Source organism: Metallibacterium scheffleri, assembly GCF_002077135.1.
Taxonomy (GTDB): domain Bacteria; phylum Pseudomonadota; class Gammaproteobacteria; order Xanthomonadales; family Rhodanobacteraceae; genus Metallibacterium; species Metallibacterium scheffleri.
Window position 1 is genome coordinate 561,674 of sequence record NZ_LDOS01000002.1, and the last position, 21,571, is coordinate 583,244.

A 21,571-nucleotide genomic window follows, 5' to 3' on the forward strand; every position below is an offset into this window, starting at 1 on the left:
TGCACGAACGCGCGCACACTTCCATGAGCACTCACTGATGAAGGAGTACGTCATGGCCAAACCGCGGGTACTGGTGCTGGGCGGCAACTTCGCCGGGCTGGGCAGTGCGCAGGAGATCCGCCGCTTTTGCGGCGAGGCGGTGGACATCACCGTGCTGGATCGCAAGAACTATCTGCTGTTCGTGCCGAACATCCCGGCCGAGGTGTTCGAGGGGCGCGATCCATCGAAGAGCCTGCGCATGGACATCCCCGGCGCGCTGGATGCGGACCGCATCGAATTCGTGCAGGGCGAGGTGAAGGCCATCGACGTCGAGGCGCGGCGCGTGGATTACGTGCCCAGCGAGCGCGCCGGCGCGGCGCCGGAGTCGATGACCTACGACTATCTGGTGGTGGCGCTGGGCAATCGCCTCGCGTTCGACCGCATGGAGGGCTTCGCCGAGCATGGCCACAGCCTCACCGACCTGCACTACGGCAACAAGCTGCGCCGGTTCCTCGCCAACGATTACAAGGGCGGCCCGGTGGTGATCGGCTCGGCGCGCTTCCATCAGGGCGATGGCGCCAAGGGCTTGCAGCCGTGGCCTGGCGGCAGCATCCCCGACGCGATGGCGGCCTGCGAGGGCCCGCCGGTGGAAACCATGCTGTCGATGGCCACCTGGCTGAAGACGCACGGCATGGGCGCGCCCAGCAAGATCACCGTGACCACGCCGGCCGAGATGATCGCCGAGGACGCCGGCGACAAGGTCGTCGGCCAGTTGCTGGGTATCGCCGGCGGCATGGGCTTCAACTACCTCAACAACACCAAGGACATCACGCGGCTGAGCAAGGACGGCATCGAGTTCGCCAACGGCAAGAGCCTGCCGGCCGAGCTGATGATCGTGTTCCCCGACTGGCGCGCGCACGATTTCCTGCGCGGCCTGCCGATCAGCGACTCCGAGGGTTTCGTCATCACCGATCTGCTGATGCGCAATCCGAAATATCCCAACGTGTTCGCGGCCGGCGACTGCGCCGCGGTGACCGTGCCCAAGCTGGGCGCCATCGGCCACCAGCAGTGCACCATCGTCGCGCGGCAGATCGCCAAGGACGTCGGTCGCATGGACGCCGCCAGCGCCGATCAGAAACTGCAGCCGGTGGTGTATTGCATCGGCGACATGGGCGACAACCAGGCGTTCTACATCCGCTCCAACAGCTGGTATGGTGGTCCCGAGCAGGTGCTGCGCATGGGTCACGTGCACTATCTGCTGAAGATGCAATACAAAAACCTGTTCTTCCGCAACAAGGGCAAGATGCCCGACTGGGGGCTGGATTTCTCGCAGCTGCTGGGCGAACGCCTGCAGCCGGCGGCGTGAAATCCATTGTGTGCCGCGCAACCGACGCGGCGCGCAGCGTCCCGATCCGTACAGGAGGTGTGCGATGGCTGATGTGATCAGCGGCGCCGGTGTTGGAGGTGCCGCGCGCGTGGAATTGACCGCGCAACAACTGGCCGGCTTGGCGCGGCTGGGCGATCTGGTTCATGGCCTGACCGCGGCGCCCGCCGGCGCGCAGGGCGCGCTGGGCGAGGCGTTGGTGCGCGGCGGCGACTGGTACGCGCGCTACGACCTGCCCGCGCTGGCCGAGTCGACGCTGGGCGCGCTGGACGCGCTGCACCGCGCCGGTCTGCTTGATGCGGTGCGCGATAACGCGGCGTTCGTGGCCGCATCGCTCGAGACCCTGACGCCACTGCTCGGACAGTGGGTGGAGGCCGCCCGGAGTGTTCCCTGGCAGCGCCTGCAACAGCATGCACAGACCGCCGACCGGTTGTTCACGCAGCTCGAGGCGATCAGCACCTTCGTCGACCAGCATCTGGCCGGCAAGCTGGTCGAGCTCGGCGTCGAGCTGGGCCAGCTGTGGGCCGACACCGAAGCCGACATCAGCCTGCGCGAAGCGCTGGAGACACTCGCCGTCCTGCGCCGCAACGGCACGCTGCGACGCCTGCGCGATGCCAGCGACCAGCTCGATGCACTGCTCAAGAGCGTCAACCTCGACGCGCTGGCCAGCGACTTCGTGCAGGTCGGCAGCGATGGCAAGGGCGGCATGATCGAGGTGGTCGGCTTGCTGCTGAACCTGCTGCGCGCGCTCGATCAGGCCGCGCGCAGCGCGCCCACGGCCAAGGGCGGTCTCGGCGGTCTGTTCAAACTGCTGCGTGATCCCGAGGTGCAGCAGGGCATGGAAATCATCACGCGCCTGCCGGCCGCCCTGCAGGGCGCGGGCGCCAAGGCGAAGACGCCGGGATAGCGTGCGCTGCCTGGTGCGGCGCGCAGGCGGCATTGCGCGGGCTGGCCGCACGCGATGCGGTGCGCATGCTTTCGCTGGACATCGTGGGGACGTGGCCCCCTTGACTGCCCGTGCATGGGCGCAATCCCCGACGTGTCGCGGCGCGGTGTCGACGCCGTCCGCATGGTCAAGGCGGGGAGGTCCGCTGCACTCAGAGCCGATGAAAAATTCCGCGTCGTGCGGAATTTTTCATCGGCGCGTCCGGCACAGGTCCGTACGCGCCTGCGCGAAGCAGCCACGTGCGTGACCGCTTCGCGTCCGGCCATCCATGGCCGGGCTGAGGGGCTGAAAAATTCACAGCCTCTCAGCCGGACAGGCGCCGGGCGAGTTCGGACACGTGCCGGCCCTGATATTCGGCGATGGCCAGCTCGTTTTTGCTGGGCATGCGGCTGCCATCGCCCTTGCTCAGCGTACTGGCGCCGTAGGGTGAACCACCGCTGATCTCGTCCATGTTCAACAGGCCTTGGCAGGCATACGGAACGCCGACCACGATCATGCCTTGATGCAGCAAGGTGCTGTGGAACGAGGTGATGGTGGTTTCCTGGCCGCCATGCTGGGTGGCGGTGCTGACGAACACGCTGCCGATCTTGCCCACCAGTTGGCCTTGCTGCCACAGCGTGCCGGTCTGGTCGAGAAAGTTGCGCATCTGCCCGCACATGTTGCCGAAGCGCGTGGGCGTGCCGAACACGATGGCGTCATAGTCGGCCAGCTCTTCGGGTCTGGCGATGGCTGCGGCTTGGTCGGTCTTGGCATGGATGGCGGCAGCGGTTGCCGCCGGCATGGTTTCGGGCACGCGCTTGATGGTCACCTGCGCGCCGGCCACCGCGCGCGCGCCGCGCGCCACCGCCTCGGCCATCTGCTCCACGTGACCCCACGTGCTGTAGTACAGAACAAGTATCTTGGCCATATTCCGTTCGCTCCGCGTGATAGGGAGCGCCCAGCTTGGCGCCAGCGCCGGCGACGGTGGTATCGATCCAGGAAACACTGCGCTGCCGCGCGGCAAGGGAACGCAGGGAATCATTGAATCATTTCGTCCATCGCGAGCTTCACGCCACTCTGCGGTCGCTGCATGGTCGGTCGTGAAGTCGCGGATGTGTCTCGAACCGGGTCATGTTCGACCACGCGAATGAACCTGGAACGTTTTTACAACAGTGGCCACAGCGCCAGCGCCAGCACGCTGGCGTTGTACAGCGCATGCGCGGCGTAGCCGGGCAGCAGCGAGCCGGAGCGCACACGCAGCCAGGTGAGCCCCAGCGCCAGCGCGATCAGGCCGGGCAGCACCTGCCAGTGGCCGCCGGTATCGGGCAGGTGCGCGATGGCGAACAGCAGCACGCTCAGCGCCACTGCCCAGCGCAAGGGCAGGCGCTCGCTGAGGCCGGCCAGCAGCACGCCGCGAAACAGCAGTTCCTCGACGAACGGCGCCAGCAGCACGATCATCAGCGTCAGCAACACGCGCATCCACAGTCGTGCGTGATCGAAAATCACCAGCACCGATTGCGTCACGCCCTGTCTGGGAAACAGCGCCGCGTTGAGGCCCAGCACTAGCGGCAGCAGCAGCGCGGCCAGCAGCAGGCCGCCGAGAATCCAGCGCAGGCCCGGCCAGCGCAGACCGAAGCCGGGCAGGGCAGCGGCAGACCAGCGCGCCGGCCAGTGCAGGCGCAGCAGCAGCAGGGTGGGCAGTGTCGCGAACAGCAGCACGGTGCTGAGCATCAGGCTGCCGTGCGCGGCAAGGAGGTCGGCAGCGGGGCGCTGCTCGACATATGCCGCAACGTGCGCACCGAGCATCCATAGCAGCGCGGCCGCGATCTGCAGGGCGAAATACAGCGCGACCAGGCCCAGCGCGCGCCACGGGCCGAGGCGTGCGGTGGCGGGATTTCGCGCGCTGTCCGCTGCGCGGGGGATCGCGGGCGTACTCATCGACCGTGAGCGGATCGGGGTGGCGGGGAAACCTGCGCCGCGCGTGCCCGCGGATGAATTCGACACGGCATCACGGGAGCGTGTCCTGCGGCTTCATGCAAGATCGCGCCCCGCTCTCGAACGTGATCGGGTCATCGTTTCCGCGCAATGCCAGTCGGCGGCGCAGGCCGTGATCGCGTGACGGCAGCGCGGGCCACGCGGCACTTGCTGAAGCCAATGGATCCCCGTCCCCGACACAACCACTCGGGGATGACGTTCCTGCACGGGGATGACGAGGCGGCGGCGCGGGGATGCACACCGATTGCAGTCGTGCGGCACCGGGGCGTACCGGACGGGTCGAGTTCACGTGGGCCTGGATCATGCGGGCGTCAAGGCTTGTACGCATCGAGGTGGTAGCGCCACCAGGACTGCGCGGCGCGCTGTGCATACTCGATCTCGCCGCTGCTCAGGCGTGATTCCAGCGCCTGCATCACCGGCAGCAGACACGCCGCGCGCGGGTCGTGCGCGGGCAGCGCGGCCCTGGCCAGAACCTGCCAGAAATATGCCGTGGGCAGGTCGGGGCGCAGACCCGGCGCGCCCTGATCGAGCAGATCGCCCAGCGCCAGTTGCGCCGGCACGAAGCCCTGCTCGGCGGCGCGCCTGAACCATACCGCGGCCAGGCTGGGCGCCAGCGGCACACCGCGTCCGCGCGCGAACATCACACCCAGATTGAACTGCGCGGCCGCGAAGTTTTTCCGCGCGGCGCGCGCGAACCAGTGCTCGGCGTTGCCGTAACTCTGCGGCACGCCGCGGCCTTCGGCATACAACACGCCGAGATCGTTGCCGGCACGCACATCGCCTTGCGCGGCGGCGAGCTTGAACCATTGCGCGGCGCGGGTTTCGTTCTGGCCGAAACCAATACCCAGCGCGCGGCGCACGCCCATCTCGTACTGCGCAGCCGGGTTGCCGCGATTGGCGCGCAGCGTCAGCCAGTTCAGACCGACCCAGCGCGAGCCGTCGCCCAGCAAATGGGTCACGCCGCTGCCGATACCGGTGAGCGACAGCAGGTCGTCGGCGCTGTTGTGTTGCTGCGCGGGTTTGGCGGCGGGACGCGCGTAGGTCGATGCATAGACGCTGTCGGGCGCGGTGCAGCGCGGCGCTGCCGCTGGCGCGGTCAAAGGCGCCAATAACAGCGCGGCGATGACCGGCGCGCAGCGCGGCAGCGGCGTGCGGCAGGGGAAAGGGCGCATGCGGTGTGGTGGTCCGGGGTGGCTGTGCAGCCTACTCGGACAGCGGCCGACAACAAAGACTCCGCGGCGTTGCGTGCGCGGACGGGCAAGGTACAGGTGCGGCTCAGGGCGTGGCTGCTGGCAGTTTCCGCACCGGCAGCGGCACGTTGCATACATCGATCCTGCCAGCCTGGCGCACGAACCATGGATTGCTGCGATCGCGCCGCGCCGCGACCAGCGCGGCGAAGCTGGGCGTGGCGGTGCGCAAGGCCTGCAGCCGCGGGCGTTCGGCAGCGGGCAGGGTACTGGCGAGGCGCACGCTGAGGATGCGCGTGCGCTGCGCGGCATCGCGATAAAAACCCAGTGGCCCATGCCCGCGCGGCAGTTCCGCAAGCAGGTCCATGCCCTGCACCACGCGCCCGACCAGGGCGATGTTGCGATCGAGCTGGCGCGGCGCCTGGCCGATCACCGCGTAGAGCTCGGCACCGTTGCCGGTATCCGGCGGATTGTCGCGGCCCACGCCGACCATGCCGTAACAGTGCAGCAGCCAGGCGTGCTGTGTGCGCGGGTTCTCGCCTACCGGGAAGCCGTCCACGAACCCGACCTCGGGCGCGTACACGTCGCCATCGGGCAGGCGCGTGAAGTCGAGCCCGCGGGCGCTACGCTCGTATTCGGCCGGCAGCGCGCGCGGCAGGCCGGCAGGCAGCGCGCGCTGCCGTGGCGTGCCGGCGTCGGGATCGCCCCACTGCGTGACGAAATCGTCCTGCACGCGGGTGATGGCCAGGCCATCCCAGTAGTGCGCGCGCGCCAGCATCTCGATGTTGGCCACGTGCGCCGGCGCGAACCGCGGCGCCAGCTCGATCACCACGCGGCCCTGCGGCAACCGCATCACCAGCAGGCGCGCCGGGTTCAAGTTGCGCCATGCCGAGGCCGGCGCATCCGCCAGGATCCGCGCCATGCCGCGCGGGGCGGGCGCTGCCTGCGCGCAGGTCGGCGCGGTCAGGGTCATCGACAACGCGATCAGCAAGAACAGGCTGCGGTGCATGGCGCGGGCTCCGGAGGCGTGCGGGTGGCGCAGCGTAGCCCATCCGCCGCGCACGGCATTCAGCGTGGCGCGGCGGTGAATACGTCGCGGCCGAAGGGTTTCACCTGCGCGCCCGCGGCGTAGCCCAGGTGCGACAGACCGAAGAAATCCTCGACCGTGCGCAGGAATCCGTAGTGGTTGTACGGCACGTTGGAGACCGTGCCCGGCTTGATGAAGGGCGAGATCGCCACCGCGCCGATGCGGCCGCCGCCGGGACCGAACTTGCCGGGTTGCGGGCCGCCGGGCTGGGGCTGCTCGCCGCAGCACGATTTGCCGGTGGTGCCTTCATCGAAGGTGATCAGCAGCAGGCCATTCTTCTTGAATGCGGGCGCGGCGGTGATGATCGGCACCCACTTCCGCAACCAGGCGTTGGCCGAGATCAGGCCACCCGGCTGGCCGTTGGCGCAGGGCGCATCGTGGCCGTCGTCGCACAGGTCGGGGATGATGAAGTTGTAGTTGGGCGTGGTGGCGATGCTGGCCAGATCGTGTTGCAGCCGATCGAGATTGACCACGTGCGCGTCGCAGCGCGCCGGGTTGTCGACGATGCGCGCGAAATACACGAACGGATTGTGCTTGGCGGCGTACTGGTCCTTGGCGGTGGCCAGCTCGGTCCAGTCCTTGGCGCCCAGCGGCACGTGCCCGCAGGTGGCAGCCTCGCGCGCCGGATCCTTGCCCATGTCCTGGAAATAACCCTTCCAGGTGAGGTGTGCGGCTTCGAGTTGATCGGGCAGCGATGGCACCCACGCCGGATACACGCAACCGGTACCCAGCGCCTGGCCGTGCGGACCCTGCGTGCCCGGCAGCACTGGCACGTACTTGTGGCAATCGTGTTGCGTGTCGGGATTGGGCGCCTGGCCGCTGACCAGGGCGATGTAATTGTCCAGACTGTCGTGGCCGGTGGCGTAGTAGTGCGTCAACAGGGCGCCCTCGGCGGGCAAGGTGTGCGCCAGATAGGGCGCCAGCGACTGCGCGCCGAACGCCACTTGATACGGTTCGTTCTCCAGCACGATCACGAACACATGGCGCACCGGGGCCGCGGCCCTTGCTTGCGCGACGACCGGCAGCAGCGCGGCGCACGAGGAAATCAGCAGCGCGGCGAGCGCGGCAAAGGACAAGCGGCGAGTCTTCATGGATGTTCCCGAGGCGGAAGGACAGGGTGCGATTCTGGCTTTGCTATGTGACAGGCAGGCGCGGCAAAGATTCCATACGCCATACGCCATACGCATTGGCGTGGCGCTGGCGTGCAGAACAGAAAGTGTTCCTGGAGCGGAATGAAGAAGTAGCGTGTGAGTCGGGACTTGGTGGTCAGGGGGCGACTCGAGGATCAGCCCCGATTGCTCACTGACGGCGAGCACTGTGACCGAAGCCAGCTTCCGGCCCGAAGGAGACGTTGCAACTGCATGGGCCGAGTGACACAGTGCGACCCCTTCCGGACAGTCGCTGAGCGAATTTCATGGGAAGAGAGCAGACATTGCCGTGAGGGTTCGGCGCTTGGCGCTGCTGGCGCTTGAGCTGCAGTCGGTTGGCTTGGCTCCAGCCTCGCAGTGCTTTGTCCACGGCTTTCATCCCTGACCGATTATTAAATCGGCAGCAACAGCATGAAAGCTCAAATCGCCGACTAACCAACGCGTGGGGTTAATCGGAAGTCTCCTGAGGAGATGTTAGGATCGCGCAATGGGGGGAGTGAAGCATCAGATAACCATCGGACGCACCCGCGAGGTGCGCGGGCCTGACGCTCTGGAACAGGGCTTTGCGGGCATGGTCATCGCGGTCGCGATGGTGATCGCCGTGTGGTTCGGCATCCAGCTGGCCCAGATGACGCAGACTCTCGATGCAGTCTCCGTCGCCAGCGGCCCGCAAATCAACGCAGTCATCTACCACGCGGTGCACGGTCGATGGCCGTCGTCGCGAAACCGCGACATCGTCGCCGCCGATAGCAACGGCAATTATGTCGAGCATCTGGCACTGGGCGAAGGCGGAGTCATCACCGCAGAACTGAGGCTTGGCCCGGCACTAGGGGTCCTGACCGGTCGTGGCGCCCGCTTGCCAAGCAGCATCCACGGGTTCCTGTCGTTCCGGCCCGAGCTGCTCGGATCGAAGGACGCACCAAGCATTTCGTTCCTGTGTGGCTACGCGAAGCCGGTCGCCGGAGCGATCGAGACCACCACCGCGAACCGCACCACACTTCCCAAAAAATATCTCCCACCCTTTTGCCGGTGACCACGAATGGATGCATTGAAGCTCGATGACCCACGGGATTTCGTCACGCGCCAGTACGCGAACCTCGTCGCCAATGGCCTGAACGAGGAATCGGCGCGGGCGCGGTTGCGCGAGGTTCTTGGCGCGGCGGCCGTGGAGCTTCTCGACAGCAACGGCGCGGACGCCGGCGCGACGCGCCCGGCCGATGCAGGCGTTGCCCATCGACTGGTCGATGCCGCGAGCCGTTTGGGGGGAAGCGCGGCCGACGCGCAAGCCGCGCTCATCCACTCGCTCGCAGAGGCCAGGCTGTTCGCGCTCGACTGGTGGCGGCCGGTCCGAACATTCCTGCTCTACATCCTGTTCCTGCTGGGGTTGGCCGTGGTGATCGCGATCATCTACGCGATCTTTGTGCTGCCGGCCTTCAGCCACCTCGACCAAGCGATGGGCGTGCGCGGCGGCGCTGCGGGCTGGATCAGGGCCAAAGGCGCGTTCCGCTTGTTTGCACCACTGGTAGTGATGGCGTTCGCGTTCGCCTTCCTCACAACACGGTGGTTTCGCATGCGGCAGCGCATCGCGAGGCTCGAACCGCTCGCCAGCCAGTCTCGCTTCGGATGGCTACATGGCCGGAGCGAAGCCGCGTTTCAGACCCTCAGGTGTCTTGAATTTGCAGCTGCGCTCAAGGCCGCAGGCGTGGCGGATGCGTTGGTGCTCGAGCCAGCTTTGCAAGTGGCCGGTTGGCATGCAAAGGAGACGCGCCAGGCTGCGGGGGACCGGCTGGAAGAAAAGCTCGGACAGGCCGAACGCCTTGGCACGTTCGGTGCGGAACTCGAATGGCAGCGTCGCCTGCACTGGTCCACGACCCAGGCGCAACTCGAATTGTCGCGCGACCGGTTGATCCTATTCTCGCGAGTGCTGTTCTACATCCTGATCGGCATCATGGTCACGGTGCTATACATCCCGATCTTTTCGGTCGCCAGCATGTTTGGAGTGCATTGACGATGACACGCAAACGCGGATTTACGCTTATTGAACTGATGATCGTCGTCGCCATCATCGGTATCCTCGCGGCCATCGCGATTCCGGCCTATCAGAACTACATCATTCGCGCGCAGACCACGGAAGCCTTTTCACTGGCGTCGTTTGTGAAGCCGAAAATCGTCGAATACTACCGTCAGTTCGGCCATTTCCCCGCAGACAACCGGGCGGCGGGCGTGCCACCGGCGGGATCCATCATTGGCATCTACGTCGGCGCGGTGAACGTTGATCACGGCGCCATCAACGTCAGGTTTCGCGACAAGGACATCAACATCGCCTTGCAGGGCCAGGTGTTGAGCCTGCGACCGCTGGTCGTCAAGGGCAGCCCGCAGAGCCCGATGGCATGGGCCTGCGGCGACGCCGAGGCACCCTCCGGGATGGCGCCAATCGGCAAGAACCGTACAACCCTCAAGCTGATGTACTTGCCCTCGAGCTGCCGCAATCCGTGAGCGAAAAACGGGACGAGGGACGTCACGCGGACGCCGGAACGGTGTGAGGGACAATTTCCTGCCGATGACTTTGGCGAATGGCGGCGTGGGCGCCAAAACCGGGGTCACCATTTCGCTGCCCCGGTCAGCAGGCACGCAAAAACTCGTCTCCGATTTGCGTCGGAGAGAACGTCCAAGATCTGCTCGGACACAGGGATGTCGCCACGACCCAAATATACCCACGTCCTCAATCGCAACGCCAGCGGGGTCCTGTGTCCATTAGATCGATGAATGCCTGGCGCTATGAACTCCACTGGAGCAGCGATCGGCCATGCCAGGGGCTCGCGCCGGCAGGCCCCCAAGGCACCAGTGCTACTGGTCCGGCCGAAGCGGATCGGCGCCGGCCGACCCAGAGCGGACGGTGGCACCCAGTGCCTAGTGCTGCTCAAAAGTGAGGGACGTCGGAGAGATAATCTCCACGCGTTGGGCGCATTAACGAGATCTGACATGAGTTCTCAAAAACGACGCGTCCGTTGGAGCTTGTTGGCAATTGCCGCGTTTCTGGTGTATCCAGTCTCCGCGGCTGGCGTCGACTGCAGTCGGACGCACGATCCCGTTGCGCGAACGATCTGCGCGAATCCAAAGATTTCGGCATTGGACTCGCAACTCTCAGTGGCTTACGCAGCCGCCCTGGTGAGGGACTCGTCGCATGCAAACGACTTGAAGCTGGACGAGATCAACTGGCTCGGCGAGCGCAATCAGGAAATGTGGGAGCTGCTTGCGAGCCAGCGTGAATTTCCATTACTCCCGAACGGTCTTGAAGCGACACTCGCAAAATTCTACCAGTTGCGCATTGCGTTCTTGCACGACATCGACAACGCTGCTGTCACGCGCGGCATGCCCATAGCCCAGAGGGTGCTCCACGCTGCCGCAACCTTGCCGGCACGCGCAACCGACCCGCTCAAAGCATTGGAAGCGGCCGGCCTCGTAGTCCTGCCAGAGGAGGCGCAGTCCGCATCGAGCCCGGAACGGGCTATCGCTACGCTTGCGGCACCACCGGATGCGGCGTTGCAAGCCGCGCTGGACCGTTTCCGTCCATATCCAGGTACGGTCGTCTATCTTCCTTCGGTGGGACTCGGTGGCGCGTTCTATATTGAGGGTACTGCCTACTGTCAGTACTGGGTGGTATTCGAAAAGCAGGGCAACGCGACGGTTCCCGTAAGTGGCCCCGCTGGCGGCCTCTTGGGGGGCTGCATTCGCGACGGTGGTTCTACCGGATACCTGGCCCTGATCCACGGTCACCCAGTCGCACTCGACGTGACCAATGACACATCATTCCCAAACATCACGGATTTCCAATGGCAACGTTGGCTGGGCGGGAGCACGTGGGGGCCCGCCAGGCGCATACGCTTCCGGTACGACTACAGTCTGAAATCATCCAGCGAGAACTTCTGCTCCAAGACATCGCCGGCATGTACGTTAATCGAAGGCGTTGCACTGGGCACAGCGCAGCGTTACATGCGCGACGCGTTGGCGCTCGCAAATCCTGCCGGTGAAACCGGAGCCCAAAAAGCACGCTTCAGGCAACTGCTACAACTAGCACCGCATCGCAAAGAGTGGGGATACTGCTGGTATCCGTTGTGGTTCCCAACACGATTGAAAGGAAAGCTTACGATCGGCGGCATCACCCAATCGCACATTGGGTGTCACCCAGTAAGTTCCCTAGACGTCGCATTTTGGGGAACCCGAAACCATGGGACTCAGTGGTGGCATGCCGATAGCACCATTGATGTCGACCGTGGGAAATTGCTGCTCGCGGCTCTCATGCCGCCCTTCAATCGACCTAATTCGCCCTGATCCTCACGGCCTTGGGCCCGTTGCAAGGATCGGCCACACTGGCGTCAAGGCGGTCTGAGTGGCACAGTGCGACCCAAAGCCGTCATTCTTCATCCTTGGCCGAACCAGCATTTTGACGTCAAACACCCAAGGTGGGAGCCGAGTGCGTGAATTGCGCTTGCTCGGATCTGTGCAGGGGGTACGGAGCAATCCGTATCCCTACTGCGAACGGCTGGCTGAGGATCAGCGCTAATCAGGACTTTCTATCGAAGCATAACTAGGACGGAAACATCATGGCAAAGTACTTGTATGAAGTTAGCCTCGAACGGGGAAGAGACAACCCGGCATTTTCAGCGTTCTTGAAAAATGCTATGAATCTAAATGGTAAGGCCCCGGATTTTGGTGGTATTAGTCGTGTATGTTTAGTCAGCCATCACATGGATATCGACACCATCAGATTGCTGTTCGAGGAAGGGCTAAAGAAAAGCAAGAGTGATTTGTCTGTCGAAGAAATTACAAAAGACTCCCTGGAGTCATTGACAGGCCACCATAGAATTTACACGGATACGATAAAAAATCTATTTTTACCGTACGACTCATACCCCAATATCAAATGACGCGCGCATTGCGAGCCGCTTAAGTTCAGGCGTTAGGTAGCCGCGCGAAGAGTCTAACCTCACCATAAGAGACTTCCCGTCAACGCCGCGCGCTTGAGGTTCTTGCCTTGAGCTTTCGGGCCATGGCTGGTCATCGTGTTGTCCTCTTTGCTGCGTCGTGCGTGTCAGTGCTGCGTGGTGATGCAACGAATGTCAGACTGCATTTCCATAAACGGTCTTGTTGCGCCGCTGATGCTGGCGCGGACCAGGGTATAAACCGCACCCGGAGACCTCGTTCGTCTTTCGGTATCGTCGGTGTTCGGGGATCAGCCGAAACACGGGGTGACGTCCGGCAGGTTAGTCAGGTTCTCTCCGGGTCGGTCTGACCGTTGTCGACCACTTCGCGCTGACGTGAAAGGATGTGCGTTCGTGTCATGCCATGCCGGCGATCCTCACCGCGCGCTTGCCGGCCGGGCGCTGCACCATCGGGTGCTTCAGCCACGCCTCGGCGTCGTAGGCTTCCTCGCGCGCCAGCATCGCCCACAGTTGCCGCGCGTGTTTGTTCGCAATCGCCACCAGCAGCTTGCCGAACGGCATCCGACACGCCAGTTGGCGGATCCAGATCTGCTCGGGCGTGGCCCGATCCTGTGCAGTCACCTTGGCGCGCTGCAGGCTGCTGCGCGCGCCCTGGATCAGCAGCGTGCGCAGGTAGGCATCGCCGCGGCAACTGATCGTGCCCAGGCGGGTGTGCCCGCCGCTGGAGTGCTGGGTCGGCACCAGGCCGAGCCATGCGGCCAGTTGCCGGCCGTTCTTGAACTCCTTGGCCGAGCCGACGCTCGCCACCATCGCATCGGCGGTGAGCGGGCCAATGCCGATCAGCGCGCGCAGCCGCACGCAGCGCTCATCCGCCTTGGCGTGCGCTTCGATGCGCGCATCGCACGCGGCGATGCGGTCGCGCACCTGCGCCCAGTGCGCGCTGAGATCGCGCAGCAGTTCCTTCAGCTCCGCAGGCAACGATGCCGCTGCGTCGAGATCCGCCAAGGCGATGCGCAACGCCCGGTCACCCTGCGCCATCACGATGCCAAACTCGGCCAGCAGACCGCGCAGGCGGTTGCTGATCTCCAGCCCTTCGGTCTTGTAGCCCTCGCGCACGCGATGCCATGCCAGCCGCGCCTGCTGCTCGACCGACTTGACCGGCACAAAGCGCATGTTGCCCTGGCGTGCCGCCGTGGCAATCGCCTCGGCGTCGTTGCGGTCGTTCTTCAGTGTGCGGCTCTTGCGGAACGGCGTCACGAACTGCGCCGCCATCAAGCGCGGCTGCAGACCGACCTCCAAACAGCGCCGCGCCCAATGGTGCGCGCCACTGCATGCCTCCATCGCCACCACGGTGCCGGCCGGCACCTGCGCCAGCCACAGCGCAAACGCTTCACGCCCGAGATCCTGCCGCCGCTGCACGTGTCCGGCGCCATCCACCGCACATACGGAAAACAGGTTCTTCGCCAAATCCACGCCCATGGTTATAGTGCTCATCGAGACTTCCCCTTCTGCTGACGGTTGTAAAAACCATCATGGCCCTCGAGGCCGTTGGAAGCGGGAAGTCTCTTTTTACTCGGCAATGGCAGCTTTCTCCCTGTGAAATTCTCTCAGCGTGTGTCCGGAAGGGGCCGACTCCTGTCGGTCGAGTTTGCCCAGACACCGTCGGGGCGACAAAAGCCATGATCAGGCGGATCGGCCACACGGCGACATGTGGCGAGGCGGCTACGGCCACCTGGCGCCGCAAAGATTCATCTTCTCGGCCGTCGCTCAAGGTCCCTGGGGTAGGGCCTCGGGACTTCATTGCAGCCGTTTGACACCAATGTTCGTACAACGTGCACAAACATTGGTGTCATGCCCATGCGGTGGACGACGGCCGCCGCATGACTTATGGCAGGTCCACTAGACCAAACTTGCTAGTAGTATGCACTTCAACTTAGCAAGCCAGACCAGGCCGGATCGCCATGTCCACCGAGTCACACCAAGCCGCCGCGCCCATGCCCGATGCCGCCGCAGGCGAGCTGCAATCCGATGATCTGCAAGCCTTCGTGCGCAAGTTCGACAAGGAACTGGCCGCCGGCATCACCGCCCTGACCCTGCTCGGGGTGCTGGGCGAGGGCGTGCCGCTGTATGGCTACCAGATCGCCAAGCGCCTGGAGCGCGACGCCGGCGGGGTGCTTGCCGGCAAGCAGGGCGCGCTGTATCCGGTGCTGCGCGGGCTGGAGGCGGCGACCTTGCTGAGCAGCGAAGTGCAAGCGTCATCGAGCGGGCCGCCGCGCCGCTACTACCGGATCACCGCGCTGGGCCGCGAGGCGCTGGCGCAATGCACCACGCGCTGGCGTGCAACGCGGCGCATCGTCGACACCATTCTTGGAGGGGAGCACGCATGACTACGCCACAAACCATCGCCGACTACCTGCAGCAACTGCGCGCCGCGCTCAAGGGCGCCGATCCGGCCATGATCCAGGATGCGCTGTTCGATGCCGAGGAGCACCTGCGCAGCGAACTGGCCGAGCATCCCGAAGAATCCGAGGCGGCCATGCTCGCGCGCGTCGCCGGCAGCTATGGCGCGCCCGAGGAAGTGGCCGAGATCTACCGTGACACCGAGGTCAAGGTGCAGCGCGCGCTGCGCGCGCCGCGACCACGCGCCGGACGCGGACCGCTGGCGCGCTTCTTCGGCGTGATCGGCGACGCGCGCAGCTACACCGCGTTGTTCTACATGCTGCTGGCGCTGGCCACCGGCATTTTCTACTTCACCTGGGTGGTGGCCGGGCTGAGCCTGTCGGCGGGCCTCGCGGTGTTGATCATCGGCATCCCCTTCATCATTCTGTTTTTCGCCAGCACGCGTCTGCTGGCGCTGGTCGAGGGGCGTCTGGTCGAAGTGATGCTGGGCGTGCGCATGCCGCGGCGGCCGGCCTCGGCGGTGCGCGAATTGCCGCTGCTCAGGCGCATCGGCGCCATGTTCACCGACCCGCGCACCTGGGGCACGCTGTTCTACATGCTGCTGATGTTGCCGCTGGGCATCATTTATTTCACCGTGGTGGTCACCGGCATGACGCTGAGTCTGGTGCTCGTCGTAGCGCCGGTCGCGCAACTGTTCGGTTTCGCGCCGACGACGGTCAACGATGTGGCGTACTTCTGGCCGCTGTGGACGCTGCCGTTTTCCATGCTGGGCGGCGTGCTGCTGTTCTTCGTCATGCTGCACCTCGCCCGCGGCGTGGGCTGGATGCACGGGCATGTGGCCAAGCATCTGCTGGTGACGACGGCGGGATATTGATGCGGCCGCGGCGCGTGACTCCCGACGCATGCGCGCGGCGTCGGCCCGCCAGCGCGTGTGTCACGGATGCGCCGGCAAACTGGCCAGCAGCGCGGACACGCCACCCCAGGCGATCTGCGCGCCGATGCACAGCAGGATGAAGGAGATCAATTGCTGCACGCCGTTGAAGGCGCTGCGCGGCAGCATGCGGCCCAGCTTGGGCGCATAGCGGTAGCAGACATACACCAGCGCGGCCAGCAGCGCCGCGGCCAGCAGGATGCCGGCGTGCGCCAGCAGCGTCGCTTGCCAACCCGGGCGCGTGGCCTGCGCCGACAGGGTGAGTACGACCACGATGGTGCCCGGGCCCACCGTCAGCGGAAAGGTGTAGGGGTAGAACGCGCGCTCCAGCACCGCTTCCTCGTCGCTGGCGCCGGGCGTGGGCGCGGCTTCCTTGCCGCCGGAGCTGAGCATCTTCCAGCCCATCGCCGCCAGCGTCAGTCCGCCGCCGACCTGCACCACCGGCAGCGAAATGCCGAAGAAGCGCAGGATCGTCTGGCCCAGCACCTCGGTGACCACGATGAAGACCATCATCATGATGGTCACGCGCAGCGCCAGGCGCTTGAACACCGGCGCCGGTGCCTCGCCGACCATGCCGAGGATGATCAGCGCGGTACCCACCGGATTGATGACCGGCAGCAGCGCGGCAAACGCCAGCGGCAGCGTGGCCAGATTGTGCGCGATGTGATCCATCACATCAGCGCGGCACGCGCCAGCGCCACGAATACCAGCACCAGCAGCGCGATCTGCATCAGCGCGCCCAGCGCGAACGCCGGCCCGCGCCTGTTGGCATCGCGCAGATAGGCGGCCAGATACCACGCGCGCGCCAGCAGCCAGATCGCGCCGAACACACTGGCCAGCAGCGGCTGCCCCAGCCACGCCGCCAGCGCCAGCGTGGGCAGGAACATCAGCGCGGCTTCCTGGGTGTTCATCTGTGCGCGAAACGCGCGCTCGAAATCTGGATGCCCGGTGGTGGCCGGTGCCTTGATCCCGTACAGGCCGCGCGCGCGACCGACGAGAATGCTGGACACCAGCAGCAGCAGCACGGTGAGCGCGGCGATCAGGGCGGGAAGCAGCATGGCGTGGTCATCCGGCGGCAAGGTGCGCGCAGCATAGCCGGCCTGCCGTGCCTCGCGCCGCCGTGACGCGCATCACCGCGTGCGCGGGAACCGCGGGCAGCGGCCGCGGTCTCAATCCGGGACGCGGGACTCGTTGGTGTCATCCTGAGCGCAGCGAAGGATCTCGGCACGCCCCCACTATCTCGACATGACCAGCACGCAGCCAGCGGGAGAACTGCATGTTCGGAATGACCACCGCAGCCTTGATGTGGAGCATGGTGTTCGGCTCCATCGGCACCGGTTATTTCATCTACGGCAAACGCCAGGGCGAGGCCTTGTGGCTGATCGCCGGGCTGCTGCTGGGCGGGGTGATGTTCTTCGTCTACAGCTCCGGCTGGATCATCGTGGCCGGCCTGCTGCTGACGCTGCTGCCGTGGATCTGGCGGCGCTTCACCTGAGGAACCTCCGCACAAGCGGGTTCGATACGGAATCGCGTACCTCAGCGCGCGCGCTTGCACACCAGGCGCATGCCTAAATCGGGATTTTGGGCGTACAGAATCTGCACCAGCTCCCAGCCCTCGCGTCCGGCGGCATTCAGCGCGGCTTGCAGTGCATCGTCGGTGACGCCGCCGATGAAGGCGGGCTTGAGCTGGATCACCTGGTATTCGAAACGAATGTCATCGGCGGTCATGTTGGCGTTCTCGATGTGGAAGAAGTGACCCGCGCGCATGGCTCACGCCGGCGGCTTGCGCTTGCCCTGCGGCAGCCGTCCGGACTGACGCAGCGCCTCGCGCAACACGTATTCGATTTGCGCGTTGAGGCTGCGCAATTCGTCGTTGGACCAGCGCTGCATGGCGTTCAGCACCTCGGCGTTGATGCGCAGCGGGTAGGCTTTCTTAGCGTCGCTCATGCGGGTCGGCGGTGGACGCGGGATAGCGTTTGGCGTAGCGCGGCACGCCCAGGATCAATGCCAGCACGATGACGGTGGCTGGAACCGCCGTGGCCAAGCCCAGCCATGTCGTCGCGGTCCTGGCATCGAGGGCCAGCCACGCGGCGCATGCCAGCATCTGCAGGCCCAGCAGATACAGCAGGGTGCCCACGAACACGCCCGCCTTCAGCTGGCCTTGCGCGGAAACACGCGACCAATCGACCAGACCGTGCACCATGCCGATCGGGCCACGCCGGTTCGCCAGATAGCCGAACAGAAACAGCGGCACGCTGACGATCGCCAGCGGCAAGGCCCGCACAACATCTTGCGCATCCAGCATGGCGTACTCCTCGGGTCCGCGGATCAACCGTTGTACAGCGTGCCGGTGTTGACCACCGGCTGCGTGGCGCGATCGCCGCACAGCACCACCAGCAGGTTGGCGACGATGGCCGCCTTGCGCTCCGGGTCCAGCTCCACCACGCCGTCGGCTTCGAGACGCTTGAGCGCCATCTGCGCCATGCCCACCGCGCCCTCGACGATGCGCTCGCGCGCGGCGACGATGGCGTTGGCCTGCTGCCGCTGCAGCATCACCTGGGCGATCTCGGGCGCGTAGGCGAGGTGGCTGATGCGCGCCTCGATCACTTTCAGGCCTGCCTTGTTCAGGCGCTCCTGGATCTGGTCGCGCAGATGCGCGTTGACTTCCTCGCCGTGGCTGCGCAGCGAGGGTCGCTCATCGTGCGAGTCGTAGGCATAGTTCTGCGACATCTGGCGCAGCGCCGATTCGGTCTGGATCTTGAGGAAGCTCTCGTAGTCCTGCACCTCGAACACCGCCTCGTAGGACTCCACCACTTGCCAAACCACCACCGCGGCGATCTCGATCGGGTTGCCGTCGGCGTCGTTGACCTTGAGCTTGTCCGAGTCGAAGTTGCGCACGCGCAGGCTCAGCGTGCGCTTGGAATACAGCGGATTGGTCCAGCGCAGCCCGGCGTCGCGCACGCTGCCGGCATAGCGCCCGAACAGTTGCAGCACGCGCGCCTCGTTCGGCTGCACCTGGAAAAATCCGCCGAGCAGGAACAGCCACAGCGCACCCAGCACGATCGGGGCTATGGCCGCGGCGGGATCGCCCGCGACCAGTGTGGCCACGATCCACCACAGCAGCAGCAGGCCGAGGATCAGCAGCACGACCAGCGTGGCGATGCCCGGCAGCGAAAACCCCTTGCGTTCGTTCATGGCGAGTTCCTCGTGTCCGGCTAATTGATATCACGATGATATCGTTTGTGCAAATTGGCGGACCCGGATGCAGGCGCAGGTTGGCAGCCGGTCGAGCACTCAGGCACGCACCGCCCATCACGCCCGTGTCGAGGCTCGAGCCATCGCCAACGTGGCTTCCGCGTCAATGCCGCGCCGGCAAATCCACGTGCAGCAGCGGCGCCTTGCGGCCCTCGCTGGAAACGGTGAAACCCTTGCCGTCGGCGTCGAAGGCCAGTGCTTCGGGCTGGCGCAGGCGTGGCAGCGGGATGAAGACGGGGACACCGGCGAAAGCCTGCTGCCAATCCTGCGCGGGTGCACGGCGATACCAGTAGGCACCTTGCGTGGTCAGCAGCAACGCCTGGCGCGCGGCGCGATCGAAATCCAGCGCGGTGACGCGGCCGGCGCGCACGCAGGGTTTCGCGGCCACGTGGCAGGCCGCGCCCAGACGCAATGTGCCGCTGGCTTGCGCGATGACCATGTCTTGCGCGCGCAGCGGCAGCCGGTACAGCGTCGGGTCGCCGTCGGTTTTTTCCACCATCCAGAACTGCGCGCGGGCCGCGTCGGCGCCCAGCGCCTCGATGTCGCGCGCGCCATCGGGCAGGCGCACGCGCAGCGTCCATGCGGGACTCAGCACGAGACCATCGCTGCCGCGCCGCGGCGCGGGCTCGTGCACCACGACGATCTCCAGCGTGCCGCGCCAGCGCAGGTTGTCACCGCTGTCGGCGATGGCCAGATAGGGCTGGCCGCGCAGGGTGAACGCGGCGATGTCTTCCCAGTCGAAGGCGGCAGCGTCGCGGAGGCCGACCCGCGCCAGCACCTGGCCGGCGCGGTCCAGCGCGAACAGCTCGGCCGGATTGCCGGAGTCGTTGTGCGCCCAGTAGCGTGCCGGATCGCTGGGTGAGACCACCAGACCGGACAGCTCGCGCAGGCGCGCATCGTCCACTGCGCCTTGCGGCTGCGTGCGCGCCAAAGCAGCGCCGGGCGCGGCCAGCGCGAAAGACACGGCAATCGCGAGCGTGCGGAAAAGTCGTGTGACAAGCATGCCGGCATTGTGCCAGCGCCCGCGCGCGCGCCTTTATAATGGCGCGGCAACGCACGCCCCCACTCCGTCACTGCAACATCCCACGCCAAGGAACCCGCATGCGCGCATTCGGCACGCCGCTCACCGCCACCGCGCGCCGCGTGCTGCTGCTGGGCGCGGGCGAGCTGGGCAAGGAACTGGTGATCGAGCTGCAGCGCTACGCCTGCGAAGTGATCGCCGTCGATCGTTACGCGCACGCGCCGGCGATGCAGGTGGCGCATCGTAGCCACGTCATCGACATGCTCGATGGTGCCGCGCTCCGGCATGTCATCGAAGCGGAGCAGCCCGAGCTGATCGTGCCCGAGATCGAGGCCATCCACACGCCGACCCTGCAGCAACTGGAAGCCGAGGGTTACACCGTGATCCCCACCGCGCGCGCCACGCGCCTGACCATGGACCGCGAGGGCATCCGCCGCCTCGCCGCCGAGGAGTTGCGCCTGCCGACCTCGCCGTACCGCTTCTGCGGCACGCGCGCCGAGTTCGACGCTGCGCTGGTGGCGCTGGGTTATCCCTGCGTGGTCAAGCCGGTGATGAGTTCCTCCGGCAAGGGCCAGAGCGTGTTGCGCGGCGCCGCCGATGCCGACCACGCCTGGGACTACGCGCAGCGCGGCGGGCGTGCGGGGCAGGGGCGGGTGATCGTCGAGGGCTTCGTCGATTTCGATTTCGAGATCACCCTGCTCAGCGTGCGCCACGCCGGCGGTGTGCTGTTCTGCGAACCCATCGGTCACCGCCAGGAAGACGGCGACTACCGCGAATCATGGCAACCGCAGGGCATGAGCATCGAGGCGCTGGGCGCCGCGCACGAACAGGCCGGCGCGATCACCGCCGCGCTGGGCGGCAGCGGCGTGTTCGGCGTGGAATTTTTCGTGCGCGGCGAGGACGTGATCTTCTCCGAGGTCAGCCCGCGTCCGCACGACACCGGCCTGGTCACGCTGATCTCGCAGGATCTGTCCGAGTTCGCGCTGCACGCGCGCGCGATTCTGGGATTGCCGATCCCGGCGCTGCGCCAGTTCGGCCCCGCGGCCTCGTGCGCGGTGCTGGCCGAGGGCGACGGGCGCGCGCCGCGCTATCTGGGCGTGGACGCCGCGCTGCGCGAACCCGACACGCAGGTGCGCATCTTCGGCAAGCCCGAGGTCAGGGGCCGCCGGCGCATGGCGGTGACGCTGGCGCGTGGCGCCGACATCGACAGCGCGCGCGCCAAGGCACGTGCCGCCGCCGCCGCGCTGCGCGTGGAGTGCAGCGCGCCGCTGGCGTGAGGCGATCGCGCTGGCGCGGATGCGCGCTGCGGCGGTGTC

The 21,571-nt window shown here is 66.0% G+C and carries 24 protein-coding genes; 11 read left to right on the plus strand and 13 right to left on the minus strand.

All coding sequences use genetic code 11. The features are described from left to right. Positions 1-52 precede the first annotated feature (52 nt). Both Mschef_RS07700 and Mschef_RS07705 read left to right on the plus strand, forming a co-directional pair. Positions 53-1,345 carry an NAD(P)/FAD-dependent oxidoreductase gene (locus tag Mschef_RS07700; RefSeq protein ID WP_081129910.1) on the plus strand — a complete coding sequence of 431 codons (1,293 nt, stop codon included), beginning with the start codon at positions 53-55 and terminating at the stop codon, positions 1,343-1,345. Positions 1,346-1,409: 64 nt separating this feature from the next. Further along, a complete protein-coding gene (locus Mschef_RS07705) occupies positions 1,410-2,270 on the plus strand; it encodes a DUF1641 domain-containing protein (protein WP_081127236.1) in 861 nt (286 codons plus the stop codon). A gap of 343 nt (positions 2,271-2,613) precedes the next feature. Here Mschef_RS07705 and wrbA read toward each other — a convergent pair whose 3' ends face one another. The 5 genes from wrbA to Mschef_RS07730 all read right to left on the minus strand — a co-directional run bounded on the left by wrbA (position 2,614) and on the right by Mschef_RS07730 (position 7,648). Beyond that, entirely contained in the window at positions 2,614-3,216 is a 603-nt protein-coding gene (wrbA, locus tag Mschef_RS07710; protein WP_081127237.1) for an NAD(P)H:quinone oxidoreductase, read from the minus strand. Between the two features lie 236 nt (positions 3,217-3,452). Beyond that, positions 3,453-4,226, minus strand: a complete 774-nt coding sequence (locus tag Mschef_RS07715; protein ID WP_081127238.1) for a CPBP family intramembrane glutamic endopeptidase — start codon at positions 4,224-4,226, stop codon at positions 3,453-3,455. 368 nt (positions 4,227-4,594) lie between these two features. Then, positions 4,595-5,455, minus strand: a complete 861-nt coding sequence (locus tag Mschef_RS07720; protein ID WP_168708958.1) for a tetratricopeptide repeat protein — start codon at positions 5,453-5,455, stop codon at positions 4,595-4,597. Between the two features lie 103 nt (positions 5,456-5,558). Further along, entirely contained in the window at positions 5,559-6,542 is a 984-nt protein-coding gene (locus Mschef_RS07725) for a peptidylprolyl isomerase (RefSeq protein WP_425480119.1), read from the minus strand. Continuing rightward, entirely contained in the window at positions 6,539-7,648 is a 1,110-nt protein-coding gene (locus tag Mschef_RS07730; RefSeq protein ID WP_081127241.1) for an alkaline phosphatase family protein, read from the minus strand. The genes Mschef_RS07725 and Mschef_RS07730 overlap by 4 nt, the downstream gene beginning before the upstream one ends. Positions 7,649-8,192: 544 nt before the next feature. On the opposite strand from Mschef_RS07730, the gene Mschef_RS07735 reads away from it, so the two are divergent. The 5 genes from Mschef_RS07735 (at position 8,193) to Mschef_RS17215 (ending at position 12,633) form a co-directional block, all read left to right on the plus strand. Then, on the plus strand, positions 8,193-8,738 hold the full coding sequence (locus Mschef_RS07735; protein WP_136256549.1) for a hypothetical protein: 546 nt from the start codon (positions 8,193-8,195) through the stop codon (positions 8,736-8,738). A 6-nt stretch (positions 8,739-8,744) separates the two neighbouring features. Then, positions 8,745-9,713 carry a hypothetical protein gene (locus tag Mschef_RS07740; protein WP_081127243.1) on the plus strand — a complete coding sequence of 323 codons (969 nt, stop codon included), beginning with the start codon at positions 8,745-8,747 and terminating at the stop codon, positions 9,711-9,713. A gap of 2 nt (positions 9,714-9,715) precedes the next feature. Further along, the gene (locus tag Mschef_RS07745) at positions 9,716-10,201 is read left to right on the plus strand and encodes a pilin (RefSeq protein WP_081127244.1); all 486 of its coding nucleotides are present in this window, start codon (positions 9,716-9,718) and stop codon (positions 10,199-10,201) included. Positions 10,202-10,687: 486 nt separating this feature from the next. After that, the gene (locus Mschef_RS07750; RefSeq protein WP_136256550.1) at positions 10,688-12,037 is read left to right on the plus strand and encodes a lysozyme inhibitor LprI family protein; all 1,350 of its coding nucleotides are present in this window, start codon (positions 10,688-10,690) and stop codon (positions 12,035-12,037) included. A gap of 272 nt (positions 12,038-12,309) precedes the next feature. Next, positions 12,310-12,633 carry a hypothetical protein gene (locus Mschef_RS17215; RefSeq protein ID WP_136256551.1) on the plus strand — a complete coding sequence of 108 codons (324 nt, stop codon included), beginning with the start codon at positions 12,310-12,312 and terminating at the stop codon, positions 12,631-12,633. A gap of 411 nt (positions 12,634-13,044) precedes the next feature. On the opposite strand, the gene Mschef_RS07755 is transcribed toward Mschef_RS17215, so the two are convergent. Further along, on the minus strand, positions 13,045-14,142 hold the full coding sequence (locus tag Mschef_RS07755; protein ID WP_081126072.1) for an IS110 family RNA-guided transposase: 1,098 nt from the start codon (positions 14,140-14,142) through the stop codon (positions 13,045-13,047). A gap of 500 nt (positions 14,143-14,642) precedes the next feature. Between Mschef_RS07755 and Mschef_RS07760 the strand changes: the two genes are divergently transcribed. Next, positions 14,643-15,035: a PadR family transcriptional regulator gene (locus tag Mschef_RS07760; RefSeq protein WP_081129911.1), complete on the plus strand. Its 393-nt coding sequence runs from the start codon at positions 14,643-14,645 to the stop codon at positions 15,033-15,035. Then, on the plus strand, positions 15,032-15,922 hold the full coding sequence (locus Mschef_RS07765) for a sensor domain-containing protein (RefSeq protein WP_081127246.1): 891 nt from the start codon (positions 15,032-15,034) through the stop codon (positions 15,920-15,922). Before Mschef_RS07760 ends, Mschef_RS07765 begins: the two co-directional genes overlap by 4 nt. A 60-nt stretch (positions 15,923-15,982) precedes the next feature. Here the strand turns inward: Mschef_RS07765 and Mschef_RS07770 are convergent, their stop codons facing one another. Further along, positions 15,983-16,651 (minus strand): MarC family protein, encoded by a 669-nt coding sequence (locus tag Mschef_RS07770; protein ID WP_081127247.1) that lies wholly within the window; start codon positions 16,649-16,651, stop codon positions 15,983-15,985. After that, entirely contained in the window at positions 16,651-17,037 is a 387-nt protein-coding gene (locus Mschef_RS07775; RefSeq protein WP_081127248.1) for an MAPEG family protein, read from the minus strand. Before Mschef_RS07775 ends, Mschef_RS07770 begins: the two co-directional genes overlap by 1 nt. Positions 17,038-17,255: 218 nt before the next feature. Between Mschef_RS07775 and Mschef_RS07780 the strand changes: the two genes are divergently transcribed. Continuing rightward, complete coding sequence (locus Mschef_RS07780; protein ID WP_197686760.1) at positions 17,256-17,474, plus strand: hypothetical protein; 219 nt, start codon at positions 17,256-17,258, stop codon at positions 17,472-17,474. A 41-nt stretch (positions 17,475-17,515) separates the two neighbouring features. Here Mschef_RS07780 and Mschef_RS07785 read toward each other — a convergent pair whose 3' ends face one another. From Mschef_RS07785 to Mschef_RS07805, 5 genes are all read right to left on the minus strand, one after another. Further along, the gene (locus tag Mschef_RS07785) at positions 17,516-17,746 is read right to left on the minus strand and encodes a DUF4177 domain-containing protein (RefSeq protein ID WP_081127250.1); all 231 of its coding nucleotides are present in this window, start codon (positions 17,744-17,746) and stop codon (positions 17,516-17,518) included. 3 nt (positions 17,747-17,749) lie between these two features. After that, positions 17,750-17,926, minus strand: a complete 177-nt coding sequence (locus Mschef_RS07790) for a type II toxin-antitoxin system antitoxin (RefSeq protein ID WP_081127251.1) — start codon at positions 17,924-17,926, stop codon at positions 17,750-17,752. Then, positions 17,913-18,284: a hypothetical protein gene (locus Mschef_RS07795; RefSeq protein ID WP_081127252.1), complete on the minus strand. Its 372-nt coding sequence runs from the start codon at positions 18,282-18,284 to the stop codon at positions 17,913-17,915. The genes Mschef_RS07790 and Mschef_RS07795 overlap by 14 nt, the downstream gene beginning before the upstream one ends. A gap of 23 nt (positions 18,285-18,307) precedes the next feature. Beyond that, the gene (locus Mschef_RS07800; protein ID WP_081127253.1) at positions 18,308-19,174 is read right to left on the minus strand and encodes an SPFH domain-containing protein; all 867 of its coding nucleotides are present in this window, start codon (positions 19,172-19,174) and stop codon (positions 18,308-18,310) included. A 163-nt stretch (positions 19,175-19,337) separates the two neighbouring features. Then, positions 19,338-20,198 (minus strand): hypothetical protein, encoded by an 861-nt coding sequence (locus tag Mschef_RS07805; protein ID WP_136256530.1) that lies wholly within the window; start codon positions 20,196-20,198, stop codon positions 19,338-19,340. A 137-nt stretch (positions 20,199-20,335) separates the two neighbouring features. Here Mschef_RS07805 and purT point away from each other — a divergent pair, with 137 nt between their 5' ends. Next, the gene (gene purT, locus Mschef_RS07810; RefSeq protein WP_081127255.1) at positions 20,336-21,532 is read left to right on the plus strand and encodes a formate-dependent phosphoribosylglycinamide formyltransferase; all 1,197 of its coding nucleotides are present in this window, start codon (positions 20,336-20,338) and stop codon (positions 21,530-21,532) included. Positions 21,533-21,571 lie beyond the last annotated feature (39 nt).